At 64.7% G+C, this 16251-nt stretch carries 11 protein-coding genes; 6 read left to right on the top strand and 5 right to left on the bottom strand.

Going from position 1 to position 16251, the window contains the following annotated elements; all coding sequences use genetic code 11:
* Positions 1-183 precede the first annotated feature (183 nt).
* Positions 184-903, bottom strand: a complete 720-nt coding sequence (locus tag T398_RS15205; protein WP_496447595.1) for a DUF3159 domain-containing protein — start codon at positions 901-903, stop codon at positions 184-186.
* 404 nt (positions 904-1307) lie between these two features.
* Here T398_RS15205 and T398_RS15200 point away from each other — a divergent pair, with 404 nt between their 5' ends.
* Positions 1308-2348: a S1 family peptidase gene (locus T398_RS15200; RefSeq protein WP_496447593.1), complete on the top strand. Its 1041-nt coding sequence runs from the start codon at positions 1308-1310 to the stop codon at positions 2346-2348.
* A gap of 135 nt (positions 2349-2483) precedes the next feature.
* Here T398_RS15200 and T398_RS15195 read toward each other — a convergent pair whose 3' ends face one another.
* Together T398_RS15195 and T398_RS15190 are read right to left on the bottom strand one after the other, a co-directional pair.
* Positions 2484-2672, bottom strand: coding sequence for a DUF397 domain-containing protein (locus T398_RS15195; RefSeq protein ID WP_496447591.1), 189 nt, complete (start codon positions 2670-2672; stop codon positions 2484-2486).
* Complete coding sequence (locus T398_RS15190) at positions 2656-3531, bottom strand: helix-turn-helix domain-containing protein (protein WP_496447589.1); 876 nt, start codon at positions 3529-3531, stop codon at positions 2656-2658. Before T398_RS15190 ends, T398_RS15195 begins: the two co-directional genes overlap by 17 nt.
* A 216-nt stretch (positions 3532-3747) precedes the next feature.
* On the opposite strand from T398_RS15190, the gene T398_RS15185 reads away from it, so the two are divergent.
* From T398_RS15185 to T398_RS15175, 3 genes are all read left to right on the top strand, one after another.
* Positions 3748-4002, top strand: coding sequence for a hypothetical protein (locus tag T398_RS15185; RefSeq protein ID WP_496447588.1), 255 nt, complete (start codon positions 3748-3750; stop codon positions 4000-4002).
* Positions 4002-4199, top strand: a complete 198-nt coding sequence (locus T398_RS15180; protein WP_496447586.1) for a hypothetical protein — start codon at positions 4002-4004, stop codon at positions 4197-4199. The genes T398_RS15185 and T398_RS15180 overlap by 1 nt, the downstream gene beginning before the upstream one ends.
* A gap of 172 nt (positions 4200-4371) precedes the next feature.
* Complete coding sequence (locus tag T398_RS15175; RefSeq protein WP_496447585.1) at positions 4372-4596, top strand: flavin reductase; 225 nt, start codon at positions 4372-4374, stop codon at positions 4594-4596.
* A gap of 66 nt (positions 4597-4662) precedes the next feature.
* On the opposite strand, the gene T398_RS15170 is transcribed toward T398_RS15175, so the two are convergent.
* Both T398_RS15170 and T398_RS15165 read right to left on the bottom strand, forming a co-directional pair.
* The gene (locus T398_RS15170; protein ID WP_496447583.1) at positions 4663-5439 is read right to left on the bottom strand and encodes a DUF4034 domain-containing protein; all 777 of its coding nucleotides are present in this window, start codon (positions 5437-5439) and stop codon (positions 4663-4665) included.
* A gap of 156 nt (positions 5440-5595) precedes the next feature.
* Positions 5596-6510: an NUDIX domain-containing protein gene (locus tag T398_RS15165; protein ID WP_496447582.1), complete on the bottom strand. Its 915-nt coding sequence runs from the start codon at positions 6508-6510 to the stop codon at positions 5596-5598.
* A 341-nt stretch (positions 6511-6851) separates the two neighbouring features.
* Between T398_RS15165 and T398_RS15160 the strand changes: the two genes are divergently transcribed.
* Both T398_RS15160 and T398_RS15155 read left to right on the top strand, forming a co-directional pair.
* A complete protein-coding gene (locus T398_RS15160) occupies positions 6852-15542 on the top strand; it encodes a SpvB/TcaC N-terminal domain-containing protein (RefSeq protein WP_496447581.1) in 8691 nt (2896 codons plus the stop codon).
* Positions 15466-16236, top strand: a complete 771-nt coding sequence (locus tag T398_RS15155) for a hypothetical protein (protein WP_496447579.1) — start codon at positions 15466-15468, stop codon at positions 16234-16236. The genes T398_RS15160 and T398_RS15155 overlap by 77 nt, the downstream gene beginning before the upstream one ends.
* The last annotated feature ends 15 nt before the right edge of the window (positions 16237-16251 follow it).

Here is a 16251-nt window from a genome sequence, read left to right as displayed (position 1 = left end):
AGGAGGCGGGGCGATCCAGGGTCCTCGATTCAGCCTGGTTCCGGGACGCCCGAATGGCCGGAGTGTGCGCGATATGCAAACTGGCCAAAAAACGTGTGCCCCGGGAGCGCGGAGCTGATCGCGACGGGGTAATGTAAGTCACCGGAGAGGCCGCTCCCCCCGTGGCGGCCTCTCCCTTATTGTCTAGCCTGGGCTGCCCGCCGACTTGCACCGCGCCACCTGTGCGGCCCGCGTCGATGCTTCGCCCGGGGGTGCCGGATGCCGTAGCCCCGGATGACCGGCCGGCAGTGAACGGCGCACCACCACCCAACTCACCCCGAGGACGGCAGCGACCAACGGCCAGCTCAGCGCTACCCGGGCCACGCTCAGCGCGACCACCTGGCCGCCGAGCCACAGCGGCAGGAAGACCGAAACCCGCAGCAGGAAGCTGGCGGTCCAGACCCAACTGCCGCGCCCGTAGGCCCGCAGCAGCGCCGGGTCTCGGCGCCAGCGGGTCCGCTGGCGCAACACGCCGCCGACGACCACTCCCAGGAGTGGCCAGCGGATCACGATGCTGACCATCCAGGCGAGAGCGCTTGCCGCGTTCGCGAGGAGCTGTACCAGGAAGAAGTCCTCGGCTCGTCCGGTCCGAAGCGCGACCAGCGCGCCGACGCAGACGGCGAGCAGGCCCACCAACACTGACCGGGGTCGATGTCCATGGCGCCAGCGCCAGCCCGCCACGGCCGCGCCGGTCACCAGCGCCGCGCCGACCCCGATCTGCAGCGACTCGCCGCCGAGGAGCCAGCCGGCCGCGAACGCCACCGGCGGCACGGTGGCGTCGATCGCGCCACGTCGCCCACCGAGTAGGTCGGTGAGGGACTCCGGCCCCGGCGTCGGCGTCTGGTGCTCCGAAGTGCTGCCCACTTGCTTCCCTCCCGTCGCGGGACCAGCTCGGTCGACCGGGTTTCGGTGGCGAATCGGTAGACCGACCTCCAACCTAGTACGGCTGCGGCATTGGGCGATCAGGTGGTGACTTCCCTCTTGTCATCTATTGCCCGCACTGCACCGGAGTTCCCTTTTCAGGCCGCAAACGAGTGTCGGGGCGGCGGTGTGCCATCGTGGTGACTTTGGCCACACATCTGGTAGCAATTGGACAAAAAGGCACTTTAGGCCGGGCAAGTCAAAGTCCCGTGCGCCTTGCCAAATAATCGAAACATGTGAATACTTCGTTTCAGCCTGGCCGTTTCCCCCGCTCGGCCCGGGCTGTTCCACCGGCCCCGCCGCCATCGGCGTGGGCCCTTCCTCCCAACCCCCAACGGAGGTGTCACATGCGACCTATGAGGTTTACGTTGCGTCGTGCCGCGGCGGTGGCCGCGGCCGGAACGCTGGTGGTCGGAGTACTCGTCGGCAGTCCGGCGCAGGCGGCAGCCCCCGACGCGTCACCGGAAACCGCCGCTAACCTGGCCGAGCAGCTTGGCGACCGCGCCGCCGGGGTCTACGCCGAGGCCGACGGCACCGTCACCGTCGCGGTGACCGACGCTGCCGCCGCCCGGCAGGTCAGCACCGCCGGAGCCACCCCGAAGATCGTCGAGCGTGGTGCCGCTGAGTTGCAGCGCGCCACCGCAGAGCTGGAACGCTCAGCCAAGATCCCCGGCACCGCCTGGTGGACGGACCCGGCGACCAACCAGGTCGTCGTCTCCGTCGACAGCACGGTGACCGGCACCAAGCTGGCGCGGGTCGAGGCTGCGGTGGCCCGCAGCGGCGGTGCGGTGCGCATCGAGTCGGAGGCGGGTGTGTACAGCACCCGGATCACCGGAGGCGAGGCAATTTACGGCAGCGCCGGTGTGTGCTCGCTCGGCTTCAACGTCCGCAGCGGCAGCAACTACTACTTCCTCACCGCCGGGCACTGCACCGACGCTATCTCGAACTGGTACGCCAACAGCTCGCTGAGCACCTACCTTGGCCCCACCGCCGGGTCCAGCTTCCCCGGCAACGACTACGGCATCGTGAGCCTCAGCGGCTACGAGCCGGGTTATGTCTACCTCTACAACGGTAGTCACCAGGACATCACGTCCGCCGGCAACGCCTTCGTCGGCCAGTCCGTGCAGCGTTCAGGCCGGACCACCGGCCTGCGCAGCGGCTCGGTCACCGGACTCAACGCCACCGTCAACTACGCCGAAGGCACGGTTCGTGGCCTGATCCGCACGAACGTCTGCGCGGAGCGGGGCGACAGCGGCGGTTCGCTGTTCAGTGGCTCCACCGCGCTCGGCCTCACCTCCGGCGGTAGCGGCAACTGCTTCTTCGGTGGCACGACCTTCTTCCAGCCGGTCGTTGAAGCCCTGAACGTCTACGGCGTCAACGTCTACTGATCCAACCGACAGTGGCGGGGCGCCGGACGCCATCCGGTGGCCCGCCACAGCGGACGATCAACAGCTCAGAACAGGTGGTGCGGCAGAAGGCCCGGCTTCCCCACGGGAGGCCGGGCCTTCGCTCTGGCTGCTGGGTCAGCGCTGTTTGGTGTAGGTGACGAACCGGCGCCAGGCTGCCGGGCCGAAGGTGAGGGCGGGGCCGGTCGGGTCCTTGGAATCCCGGACACCCACGACACCCGGAAGGTTGTCGGCAACCTCCACGCAGTTCCCTTGGCCCGAGCTCCGGCCGGACTTGCGCCACATCGCGTCACTGAGTCTGGTCATAGTACTTCTCCTTGATCGTGTGTAGGGCTTTCCGGGAGTCGTCGGCGTCCAGCGCCTGTGCGGTCAGCACATTCCAGGCGTCAGCGTACGTTCGGACCTCCGCTATGCGATCGAGGTAGAGGGCACCGGACAGCCCTTCATTGTAGACCGTGGTCGGCTCGGAGGGCCGAAGCCCGATTTTGGGGAAGTCCAGGATGACAAAGCTTCCCGATGTCACCACCTGGCTGAGCTTGCCGCCGAGGGGCATCACCCGCACGGAGATGTGCGGAGTCGTGCTGGCCTCGAGCAGTCGTTCGATCTGTTCACGCATCCCGGGCACGTTCTTGTGCAGGAGCGCCTCTTCCAGGACGACGTCCAGGGTTGGGGCAGCGGGCCGCTTTCGGTGCAGCAGGCGCTGCCGTTCGGCGCGTAATTCCACGAGCTTCGCCACCTCTTCCGAAGGAAGGTCCGGCCTGGTGCGGATGGCCTGCTCGGCGTACGTCGGAGTCTGGAGTAGCCCTGGCACGACAGCATGCTCGTAGGTCCGGATCCGGCTGGCCGCTGACTCCAGCCCGACATACAGCTCGAACCAGCGGGGGATCGCCTCGCCATAGGAGTGATACCAGCCCTTACTCTTCGACTCCTTGGCGAGGCTCTTCATGACCTCCGTCATCTCGGCTGACGCGCCATACAGCCGGCACATCTGATCAACGTCCAACACGCGGACGGGCGCCTGCCCCGACTCGATGCGATACATCTTGGCGCGGGACCATTCAAGATCAGCGGCAGCGGCTTCCAGCCCGATGGCGGCCTGTTCCCGCGCCTGTCGAAGCAGCCTGCCAAGTTGCCGCCTCGGCACTGTCGATCCGACGTCGGTCATTGGTGAGGTCTCCCTGTCTCATCCTGATGCGTTGGCTGGCATGTCATGAGATGGCATTCGCATCATTCCCTAAAAGGGTCGCCCTGCATAGAGGTTCGTAGTTCGAGACGTTGCATCCGAGATCGATTGCGCTGATCGTGGGCTACAGGGCGGCGGGGGAAGCCGCCGCCCGGGGTGGAGCAAGCACCGCTGTATGCCTTTCAAACAGGAGCATTCATGAGGAGAGCTACTGAATACCAATCACTCGACCGGCTGCCGCAGCGCGCACGCCGAACTGCGTCACCTGACCCGACGAGTAGCGATCCGCTCGCCGTCGAGACCGGATTCGATTCAGAGCAGCGGCTACTCGCCGGCATTGGTGTCGGCTGCGCTGGTGTCGGCTGCGCTGGTGTCGGCTGCGCTGGTGTCGGCTGTGTGCGTCCGAGCGAGGACGTGCTCGCGGCCGTGCTGGCGGGGCTACGGAGGCTGTGATGGTCGACGACAACAAGCCTGCCGAGGTGCGGGCCAACCATGATCCGCACGGCGCGCCGCCGTTGGCCGATGGTGATCGGGTACGGCGAGCCGCCCCGTCGGTGCCCACCCCGCCACCGACTACCAGGCAGAAGGCGGTGGCGACCCTGATCGTGGTGATCGTCGTCGCCGCCATCGTGATCGGGGCGCTACGGTGACTGCCCGGCCGACGGATCGAGGTGGTGGGCGGTGGGGTGCTGGTCGGAGACGCCGTCCGCCATCGGTCGGCCGGGCGGTCGGGGTAGCCCCGGTTGGCTACCCGCCGACAGTTGACGAAGCGGCGCTACGCGTGGTCCTGCTCGCCGCGCTGGCGCGGATCCGGGCCTCCTGATGGCGAACGGGCGGCACCTGCCGATGCGGCCTTTGTGGGGATGTGACACCTGTCAGGCTGAGTGGCCCTGCCGCTCAGCTCGCCGCGCTCTGCGGGCTGAATACCACGACAACCGCGTCGCGTTACGCGTCTATCTGGCGGCGCTGATGGCCGAGGCCGACGGGCAGCTGGCGCAGGTCCACCGGAACGCGGATCTGTATCGCCGCTTCCTGGCGTGGGTGTAGCCGCGCGGAGGCCAGGCCAGGGCAGGCCAGGCCAGGCCAGGCCAGGCCAGGGCAGGCCAGGCCAGGTCAAGCCCGGCGGGCTCGGCGGCGGGCTCGGAAGAATGCGCTGGTGGAATTCTTGTCGTCCCACCAGGCCCAGGGAACAGGGGCCATGTACCGGCCGATCGAGGCGAAGACCGGCGCGGCGTCGGCGTCGCGCCCGGTACGGGCCAGCCCGTAGGCCAGGAAGTTCACGTCCGCGAGCCACTCGGCGTGCCGGCTGGCCGGCTGGTGAAACCAGCGGTGCAACGCGCCATCCAGATCAGACTGCATGGTCGGGTCCAGCCGCCATCGCTGGTCGATCTCCTCGGCGGTGCCACTGTATTCACGCTCTTGTTCCCAGAGCGCCCACTCGCAGGCAGCTCGCACCGGCAGCAGGTGGAGCGGCGAGCCGGGTGGGGCCGTGGCCGCGACCGACCGCGCGAAGTCGAACATCGCCTCGTGCGAGCCACCCCACTTCCTGCAGTGGGAGGTCAGCTGGGAAACATGCCCGTCTCGATTCCAGGGGTCCCGTCGGACCAGCTCCGCCCACACCGCATCGAGGTCTTCCCGGGGCGCGCTGCGGTCGATCATGATTCGTAGCCGGTGCGCCCACGGGGTGGGGTCCTCGGGCGCGAGGTACGAGGCCAGGTCGAGGGCCCGTTCGGCCAGGGGCAGGAGGCGGCCGAACTCGGCCCACTGCTCCGGGCGGACGGTGGAGGCCCAGTGTCCGCCGCGTACCTGCCAGGCTCGTTCCCGCAACGACCCCGCACGTACGAGCTGGGCATCCGGATCGTCCGGGCAGCGTACGGCCCACTGGTCCACCCAGGTCCCCCGGTATCGATCTGGCCCGTCTGGGGATCGGGCTTTGGGCCCGACCCCCGAACGGTCGACTCCGCCAGTACCTGGACGTACCGCGCCCGTCGGTCGTAGTCGTCGGATGCGGCACTCAGCGCCTTTCGGGCCGGCTCGATGTTGTCGTCATACCGTGCCTGATCGCATATCTTGCGCAACTCGGTGTCGTCCTGTGCCAGGCGGTAGTCGATCTGAAGGGTCAGCAGTCGCCACAGGGTCAAGATCACGGCGTGATGGTAATGCCGCCTGGGTGCCTGCCACAGGGCTGCAAGGGTTGACGGAGGTCAACCGAAGCGCTGCTTCTATCGCCGTTTCGTCGCCTGGGCATTGGCGGACGAGTTCGGTGTGCACCAGGGTGACCGTGGCACTACCAACGAGCCCGTCCACCAAGGCGGCTTGAGCCACCGTGGCCGTTGCCTCCCCGATCGATCGCGTCGACATGGCAGCAGGCGAAGGTGACTGTCTGAGTTTGTTCGTGGCGTTGGAGGCGGTGCAGGACCTGCGGGATCCGCGGGGCCGGCGGTATCCGCTGGTCGGCATCCTGGCGGCGCCGGTATGCGGTGATGGCCTTCGGATTCCACCGGTGGACCTGTCCATTGCGGTCGGAGCGCACTCGCTCGTCGACGTCCGAGACTTCCGAGTCGACGCGGCAGGGCCGTTGAGAAACCGGTGCAGCACTGCCGCTGCCGTTGGGCTCAGGTCCACGTCGGGCAACGCCCCGGACGGTACGAACCGCGCTGCCCGGCCCGCGCCGAGCACGATCGTCGTCTCGATGATCGCGCCAGCGAAGGCATACAGTTCAACCGCCGTAGCCGAGCCGGTCAGGTCCGGGCGCCGGCCCTGCCACACTGGGCGAAGGCTCGCCGCCAGGCCGGTTTCCTCAGCCAATTCCCGGACCGCGGCCCGCGCCGGAGTTTCGCCGGCCTCGACGTGCCCGCCAGGGAGCGCCCACTGGCCGGGCTCGGCCGCCGCGTGCGGGTCGCGGAGTCGGCAGCACCGGTCATCCTTCCCAAGAACGTGCTGGTAGTCAGCACCGGCCATCGATGACCGGTGCTCCGAAGAGGCTCGGCCTGGCTCCCGCTCGCGACAATCGCTGCTGGAAAGGTCCAACCGCACTTGTCGTCCGTAGGGGGTTCGGTGCCGGGACATGCTTGCGGCTCGAGCTCTCGACCGAATCAGCTTCCGCTTCAAGTCCATCTACGCCGCGAGAGCTGGGGCAGGACAACGTCGATGCCGGACTCCGTAGCGGCCAGTCCGGCGCGCCGCATCGGGAACATTAGCCGAGCTGAAGGCGTGGGATGCCCTATCGGCCCGGGCTCGTCGTGGGTGGCGAGTTGGAAGGCGTTGAGCCCTGGGTCGCGACCGCATGGAGGGTGTTTGTAGTGACTGTCCAGCGAATGTTTCGTGGGCGATTCGTCGTCGGTCCAGCGTTGGTGATGGCGCTCGCTGTCTCCGGTTTGACCTTGCCCGAGGTACTCCACAGTCCCGTGTCGGGCAGTCCGGACGCGGGTTCAGCGGTCATCGGGCCCGAGGGCCCTGAGGGTACGTCGTTTGATCCGAATCAGATCAAGGACATGGTGGCGGCTGATCCCGGTGCTGGGGTGAACTTGATCGAGGCGCCGGCGGCGAACCCGACGGGTGCCGCACGACTGGCGTATCCGCTCGAGCTGCCGAGGGGGCGTGGGGGCCTGCAACCCGATCTGGCCATCACCTACGACTCGGCGGGCGGTAACAGCTGGACAGGGGTCGGCTGGGACGTGCACACCCCGTTGATCACCGTGGATACGCGGTGGGGTGTGCCACGTTACGATGTCGGGAAAGAAACTGAGTCGTATCTCCTGAACGGGCAGCAGCTTACTCCGGTCGCACACCGCGGCGAACTCCGCGATCGGACTTCGGAAAAGGTATTTCACTCCCGGGTGGAGGGCCGGTTCGATCGAATAGTCCGGCACGGCGACAATCCGTCGAATTACTGGTGGGAGGTCACGGACAGGCAGGGTACCCGTACCATCTACGGCGGGGCGGAGGACTCCACACTCGCCGACGATTCCGGCAACATCGCAATGTGGGCGGCCCGGGAGGTCCGGGACGCACACGACAACCTGCTGCGCTACCACCACGTCCGGGTTGACGATGGCGGTGTCGTGGATGCGACCGTTCTCGGTCGCACCCTGTACCCGCAGCGAATCACCTACACCGGGCACGGTGGGACCGAGGGACGCTATTCGGTCACCTTTATTCGGGACCGTGATCGGGGCGAGCCGCGGCGCAGCGACGTGCAGATCGACGCACGGTACGGGTTCAAGCGGGTAGTCGCAGATCTGCTACGGCGCGTCGAAATCAAACTTGACAACGAGTTGATTCGTTCCTACGAACTCGACTTCCGTACCGGTGCATTCGCCAAGACGCTGCTACATTCGGTGTCGCAGTTCGGTGAGGACGATCGACTGTTCAACACCCACAATTTTGACTACTTCGATGATGTGCGGGACCAATCCGGTTCCTACACTGCGTTCTCTCCGGCCGAGGGCTGGACCGTTCCCGACGACGGCCTCGGGGCCGATGTCCGGGATGGTGAGGCCAGTGCGTTGTCGTCGAACACGACGGTCAACGGGGGCGGGCACCTATATGTCGGCTATAACCCGGGTGCGCCAGTCAAGTCCGGTTCTGCTGGGGTGAAGGTCGGCGGGAGCGCTGGAGTGTCTGACGGCTTGCTGGCGCTGCGGGATGTCGACGGCGACAACCTGCCGGACAAGGTGTTTCGAAAGGACGGCGAGGTCTTCTACCGGCCGAACCTGTCGGGACCGGGCGGGCAGACAAAGTTCGGGGACACGCCCATCAAGCTCGCCGGGTTGCCGGGAATCTTCCGCGAGACCACCCTCTCGGGCACCGCGGGTATCGAGGCGTACGTCGGCGTCAACGGACAGCTCGACTACGTGTCGACCACAACGACGTCCGACCGCTATTTCATTGATGTCAACGCTGATGGCATTACGGACCTGGTCAACAACGGCAGCGTGCTCTACGGACGACTGGACGCCAACGGCAGCCCCACCTACAGCCCTGACAGCGCCGACACGGCGGCCCCGGTGGGGTCGGGCGCCGCAGCGGGCACGATAGTCGGTGATCAGACCGAGGCGTTCGAGCGCGCGGTGGACAACTCACCGTTGCTGGACAGCGTGCGGCGCTGGGTGGCGCCCTATGACGGCACGGTGCGGATCGAAGGCGGGGCGCGGCTGGTCGAGGACTCGAGCCCGCAGCGCGAGCGGTATCAAAAGGCTGACGGTGTCCGGGTGACCGTCCAGCACAACGACACCGAGTTGTGGGCGCAGCGAATCGGGCCAGACGACTACATCGAGTTCGTCCCAACCGGGGTGAACTCGGTACCGGTGCGCAAGGGCGACGCCGTGTACTTCCGCGTTCAGTCCATTCTTGATGGTCAGTACGACACGGTAGCGTGGGATCCTAAGATCAGCTATATCGGAATGCCCTCAGCAACCGATGTCAACGGGCAGAGCACCACGGTCTTCCAGGCGCAGACTGACTTCACCCTCGCCGGGCGGCAGTCACTGATCACCGCTCCGCTGACCGGCACGTTGAAGATCACCGGCGATCTGGTGAAGACCGCGGCGACCTCCGACAACGTGACCGTACTGATCACTCATGAGACGGCCAACCGTTGGGGCGACCCGATCACCAACGAGTTGATTCGAGAGGTACTGCCGGCGGACTCGACCGGCACCGTGCCGATCGACCTGGAAGTGCAGGTGGACGCACGCGAGCGGCTGTCGTGGAAGCTGCTGGTCGACTCCCCGATCGACGCGAACGCACTGCAGTGGACGCCGAAGGCACACTACACCCAGGCTGACGGGCTCGAGTCCGTCGTTGACTCCACGGGTGAGCCGACAGTGGTGGTCAACCCGCCGTACGAGCTGAACCTCTACCCGGTGAACTCCCTGACCGGACCGCAGGGCTCCTATACCGCCACACGCACCGGAACCCTCACGGTGGAGGCGGATATCAAGTTGAACCCGAATACGGAGAACGCGCGAATCTTTCTCACGGTCAAGAAGCGCAACAAGCTGATCGGCAAGCGGGCAATCGACATCTGGATGGGTGTGGGCCTACCTGCGTCCCTGACTCGCTTGAACGTACCAGTCACGGAAGGTGACGAACTGTTCTTCGACCTGTCCACGACCAACACCGAACTCGTCGGTTTGCTGAAATCGCAGACAGTCAAGGTCCGCTACGGCAGTTCGACTTTCCAACAGGTTCCGAGCGCAATGCATTCGCCTGCCGACCACGCGGCTTTCGCCCAGCCGTACCGCGGTTGGGGCGTAATCGGCTACCAGGGCAACCGAGACCGTGCCACCCGTCCCATCGCGCAAAGTGAGCTGGTGCTCGACCAAAGCTACAAAGACGCGCTGCCGAAAGAGCCAGTCGATGCTGACTTGGACTCCTTCACCGAGAACCCGGTGGTGTCCACCCCACGGATCATCGTATTCGCTCCACAGCCAGCCACTGGCCGGTGGGTCGCCTCCGACGACAGTACGTGGGTAAGCGCCTCGGCCGCAGCTAGTTCCCGGCTCGGTCTCGACACCATCGACATCGTCACCGACGCCGACATCGCCGGATCGACCGGGCTGATCCGGCGTGGACGCACCCGACAGATCTCCACCACGCTGACACTCGGCCAGTTCGGGGGCAGTGGCGCCATCGGCATCACCGCTGGTGAGGTCGACTTCCTCGACCTCAACGGCGACGGTTTCCCTGACGCCGTCGGTGCCGAGGAAATTCAATACTCCGATATGCATGGCGGCCTTGGCGCCACCCGCAGCACACTCGATGGAAACGTACGTGAATCAGACTCCCTTGCTGGTGGTGTCTCGTTCAGCGCAGGCAGCCCCGTCCGGACCCTCGCGACCGCGAGCGGCATCGATGCGCCCACTGGTCAGGACTCAGCGAACACCGCGCGTACCGGCGTCGAGATGCCTCCATTGGGCATTGGAGGCAACCTCGGCGGCGGGGAGTCTGACGCCCGATTCGACCTGATCGATATCAACGGCGATGGTCTACCGGACAAGGTGTACGCCAACGGGGATGTTGAGTTGAATCTCGGCTATCGATTTGCCGCGCGTGAGCCATGGGGTGGCGGTCCGGTCAATGACGCCTCTACCCGTAACGCGGGGGTCAACCTGGGGTTCAATCTCGACAACTATGGCTTCGCCGGCGGTGTCTCCGCGACGCTGGGAACGTCACGGACCAAAGCCACGCTGGCGGACGTCAACGGTGACGGGCTGACCGACCGGGTTTTCACTGACGGAGCCAATCCGGTGAAGGTCGCGATCAACACCGGCGCTGGCTTTACCACGCCGACGTCGTTTCACGGTGCTTTCAGCGACATCGCGCTGGACAAGAACGCCACCCTCGGCGGTGGCGTCTACTTCACCTTTGGGTTCTGTTTCGGCTTCGGATGCATCGTCTTCAACCCCGGTGTGTCCTCCGCCATCGGCATCGGCCGTGCCGAGGTGGCGCTGAGAGACGTCAACGGCGACGGCTCGGTTGACCACATCACGTCCACGAGGGACGACGAGTTGTTGGTCGCAGCCAACAAGGCCGGCCGTACTAACCTGCTGCGCTCGGTTGCCCGCCCGATGGGCGCACGAATCGACCTCGACTACACGCGCACCGGCAACACCAGTGACATGCCACAGAGCCGTTGGGTGCTCTCCCGCACCACGGTGTTCGACGGGCTCGCCGGCGACGGCGTTGACACTCGCCTGAGTACCTTCCGCTACGAGCATGGCCGCTACGACCGGCTGGAGCGCGAGTTCCTCGGTTTCGGCCGTGTCGTGGCTGAGGAGCGCGACGTCGACGCGGACAACGCCGTGCAGCGCGCGGTGACAAGCGAGTTCCGTAACGACGGGTACTACAGCCGCGGTCTACTCACCCGGACGCTGACCGCCGATGGCGCCGGACGCCCTTATCAGGAAACGGTTCAAACCTATCGGCTCCGTGACACAGCGTCCGGCACGGAGGCCGACCCGCGCAGCCAGACTGCCACCGTGTTCCCACAGCTCATCCAGGTCGAGGACAAGTTCTACGAAGGCGCGAACACTGCGGCCAAGTCGACGTCAACCAAGCTTTCCTACGATGCCTACGGCAACGTTGTTCGCGTATTCGATGCGAACGATCAAGGGGTCGCCGATGACCTGGAAACGATCTACGAGTACAGCGACTCCGACCCAATGTGCCGCGAACGTGGCATTGTCGGAATTGCCAATGCGTTGCGACAGATGGACTCCACCGGAGAAGTTCTGCGGCACCGCGAAACCGATATCAACTGCGAGACCGCCGCGGTGCGCCAGGTGCGCGAATACCTCGATGACAGCACCTCGGCCATCACCGATCTGGAATACTACGCAAACGGAAATCTCAAGTCGATCACTGGTCCGGAAAACGCGGGCGGGCAGCGATACCAACTCGAGTACGAATATGATGGCGTCGTCGGCGTCCACGTGGCGTCTATCACGGACAGCTTTGGCTACCAGTCGTCCTCGACTCACAATCTGAAGTACGGCCAGCCCGAACGGAACACCGACCAGAACAACCAGTCGATTCAGATGACCTACGACAGTGTCGGTCGGCTGGACACTGTGACCGGTCCCTACGAACTGGGTGGCGACGAAGCCACGATCGACTTCGAATACCATCCGGAGGCGTCGGTTCCCTACGCGACGACCAAACACCTGGACCGCACCGCCTCCGGTGTACGGGGGGACACCATCGACACGATTGCGTTCAGCGATGGTCTTAAGCGGGTACTGCAGACCAAAAAGGATGCCTCTGTCGCCTCCTCCCCGGGGGCCGAACCCGATCAGGTGATGACGGTGTCGGGTCGGCTCATATTCGATGCCCTTGGTCGCCCGGCTGAGACGTACTATCCGACCACCGAGGCAAAGGGACCTGAGAGCACCTCGTTCAATTCCACATTCGATGCGGTCTCGCCGACGACGGCCGCCTTTGACGTACTGGACCGGCCGGTGACAACCACAAGGCCAGATGGGGTCACGACGACCGTCAGGTATGCGTTCGGCTCGGATCGGGTCGGTACGACTCGATTCGAGAAGACCACGATTGACGGTAACGGAGTTCAGCGCCGCACCTACACCGACATCCGTGGCGCGATCACAGCGGTGAAGGAGTCCGACGGCCCAGCCACGATCTGGACCAGCTACGAGCACGACCCGATGAAGCAACTCACCGCGATCAGCGACGACCATAGCAACGTGACCCGGGCCGAGTACGACCGCCTGGGGCGACGCACCGTATTCGACAGCCCCGATGCCGGGCGTACCCAGACGCGCTACGACCTGGCTGGAAATATTACTGCCAAGATCACTTCAGCCCTCCAGGAAGCGGGAAAGACCGTCGAGTACGACTACGACTACTCGCGGTTGACAGCCATCCGCTACCCGACGTTTCCGGGCAACAATGTCACCTACACCTACGGCGCACCGGGCGAAACAGACAACGCGGCGTCACGGATCACCGAGGTCCACGATGGCGCAGGTACGGTCACCCGGTCCTATGGGCCGTTGGGCGAAGTGACCAGGGAAACGCGCACGATCACCGCGGTCAGCGATGCCCCGCGCACCTACACCACCACCTGGCGCTACGACGCTTTTAATCGGGTTCTGCAACTGACCTACCCGGACGGCGAGGTCCTCACCTACGACTACGACTCCGGTGGACAGGTGACCCGGGCCACTGGGGCCAAAAATGGCACTGAATATATCTATCTGGACCGACTCGACTACGACAAGTTCGGCCAGAAGATTTTGCAGCAGACCGGCAACGGGGTCCGCACCACCTACACTTACGACGACGAGGACCGCAGGCTCGCGGCGTTGACGTCGAAGGCGCCCGACGGCACCACGTTCCAGAAGTTGGGCTATACCTACGACAACGTCGGCAACATCACCGCGTTGGAGAACAACGCGCCGCAGGGTGGGGAGATCGGCGGGCCGAGTAGCCAGACCTACGGGTACGACGACCAGTACCGGTTGACCTCGGCCTCCGGTCAATACACGGACAAGTACAACAATTTAAATTCCTATACCCTCGCCTTGAGCTACGACTCGATCCACAACACAACAAGTAAGACCCAGCATCACGAGATCGCTGGTGGCGCACCGGCTCTTCCCTTCAGCGGCGGCCCGGCTGGCTCGATAGAACCGGTCGACGACCCGTCGAACCCGATCGAGGTTCAAGATCGGACCAGCTACGACTACACCTACCAGTACGACGATGCTAAGCCGCACGCGCCAAGCAGGGTCGGACCAGTGGCCCACACCTATGACGCCAACGGCAATCTGACCGACACGGTCAACACCGCTGCCGGCGGCAAACGACGCCAATTTGTCTGGGATGAGGAGAACCGCCTCGCTTGTAGCCAGGACAGCGCAACAGCCACCGTCACGCAGGACTTGGCTGGCTGTGCTGGCGCCACCGTCACCTATACCTACGACGACCAGGGCGATCGGGTCGTCAAGGATGGGGAGAAGCTCTCCCTGTATCCGAACTCCAACTACAGTGAACGCGATACGACCGGCTACAAACACATCTTCGTCGGCGACCGGAGGTTGACCACCAAAACCGTGGCTACCGCCGGTACCGAAGACGAACAATCCTTTTTCCATTCAGATCACCTTGGCTCATCCGGATACATGACCAACAAGCAGGGTGTCGTCACCGAGCATCTGGAATACTTCCCCTACGGGGAGACCTGGGTTGAGGAAAGAAGCGTGCAGGCGGACACGCCATACCAATTCACGGGAAAGGAGCTCGACCCCGAAACCGGCCTCTACTACTACGGCGCCCGCTACTACAACCCGAGAACCCAACTGTGGGTCAGCCCTGACCCCGCGCTGCCCGACTATCTTGACGAGGACATCGCGGGAGGCATCAGCGAGCCGCGTAACCTCGCCGCCTACACCTACACGCACAACCGGCCGATAATACTGGTTGATCCGACCGGTAAGTGGCCGTCATGGTCGGATGTCGGTCATGGCGCCCTCGACGCCGTTGGCATGGTCCCAGTTGTCGGTGAGCCCGCAGACCTCGTTAACGCGGCCTGGTATACGGCGGAAGGCGACTACGCGAACGCCGCCCTTTCCGCTGCCGGGGCCGTCCCAGGCCTTGGTACCTTGGCGACCACCGCCAAAATGGCCAATAAGGCAGCCGACGCCGCGCAGAACGCCAGGGCAGCCGATAGAGCCGCCGGTAGTGCACCGACGGGCAAGCCAGGCGGTAGGTCGGGCTCGGGCTGCACCAACAGCTTCACCCCGGACACGCGGGTCCTCATGGCCGACGGCAGCTACAAGCGCATCGACCAGATTCGCATCGGTGACGAGGTTGCCGCCACCGACCCGGTGGCCGGCGAGAGTGGCCCTCGCGCCGTCACGGCGCTTATCTCCGGTGAAGGACCCAAGAAGCTAGTCGAAATCACCATCACCAACCACGAGGGAAAGGCTGGCACGGTCACCGCGACGGACAACCACCCCTTCTGGGCGCCCGAACTCGCCAGGTGGCTCTACGGCAAGGAGATTACCCCGGGAACCCTCCTGCAGACTGGCAGTGGCTCCTTCGTCCAGGTGACCAGCGTCCGAACCTGGGCACGCCACCAACGTGTCCACAACCTCACCGTCGCCGAATTTCACACGTACTATGTGATGGCCGGCAACACCCCGGTGCTGGTCCACAACAGTGGCGGCTGTAGACCTCCGAATCTCTCGCCCCCCGGAGCTGGCCGGGGTGGTGCATTTAACCAAGCGAAGCTTGACTCTGGAATCCCAACTAGCATGAGCCCTACAAGAGTGCTTCCGAACGTCGACCGACGCGGCAACCCGCAGCCGGGTTTCCTCTATGAGTTCGATGTTCCAGCGCCGGGCGGTGGCACTCGTACCGCGAGGATTCGGGACGACGCCGGTGGTCATGCTTTCCCTGACGATCCGTCGCAAAACCGCGGCCCGCATTTCAACACCGAAAATGGGGATCACTATGACTACTAGGCGGCAAGTAGTTCGTCGTGAACGTGCTCGTGATTGGCCAATCTTTGGCAGTCTCGCGCTGCCGGACGACGTGGGTGTACTTTCGGTCGAGTTGAACCGTCCGTCGCAAGAGACTGTTGATGCGGTGGTGGCAGGTGCGTCGTCGATACTCCGCTCGGCGCTCGTCTCGGCGATGCCTTCTGGCCAGCACCAACTATGGCTTCTGGCGTTCGGTCAGCCGGTCAAGGGGCCCGGCCGTGTGGCTGCCTACCATGCCGAGCGAGACCGGCTATGGGGCGCAATGCAAAAGCGTGGAGTCGGCGTTCCTGGGGGTCGTCGTTCAGAGATTAAGGTTGAATACGAGGACGGCTCGCTTGGCTTCCGTGGGAGCATTCGGATCGACGCGGTTGATCTTCCGGTTGCTCTTGAAGTCACACGGCGTGAAAATGCCGTGTGTCTGGGTGTCGATGCCCAAGCCCCAGCCCCATTAGTGAGCCTTTCTCCCTCGTCAACCTCGACTAGTGCCCAAACGCCCACCCTGCTGTCAGCCGCTGTGGAAAGGCTCGCCAGCTATGTATTTGTTGCACGGGGATTCGGGCAATTCGATGACGCTGCCGTGGGGGTGGAAGTCATTGCGTCGAACGAATTTCTCGACACATTGGAACCGCGAATTATCGCCGAGGACAAGGGGGGCGACCTCAGTCACTCTAAGTGACTTCGGCGACATCGC

It is taken from the genome of Salinispora goodfellowii (genome assembly GCF_059570675.1).
This window is presented reverse-complemented; position numbering and strand designations above follow the sequence as displayed.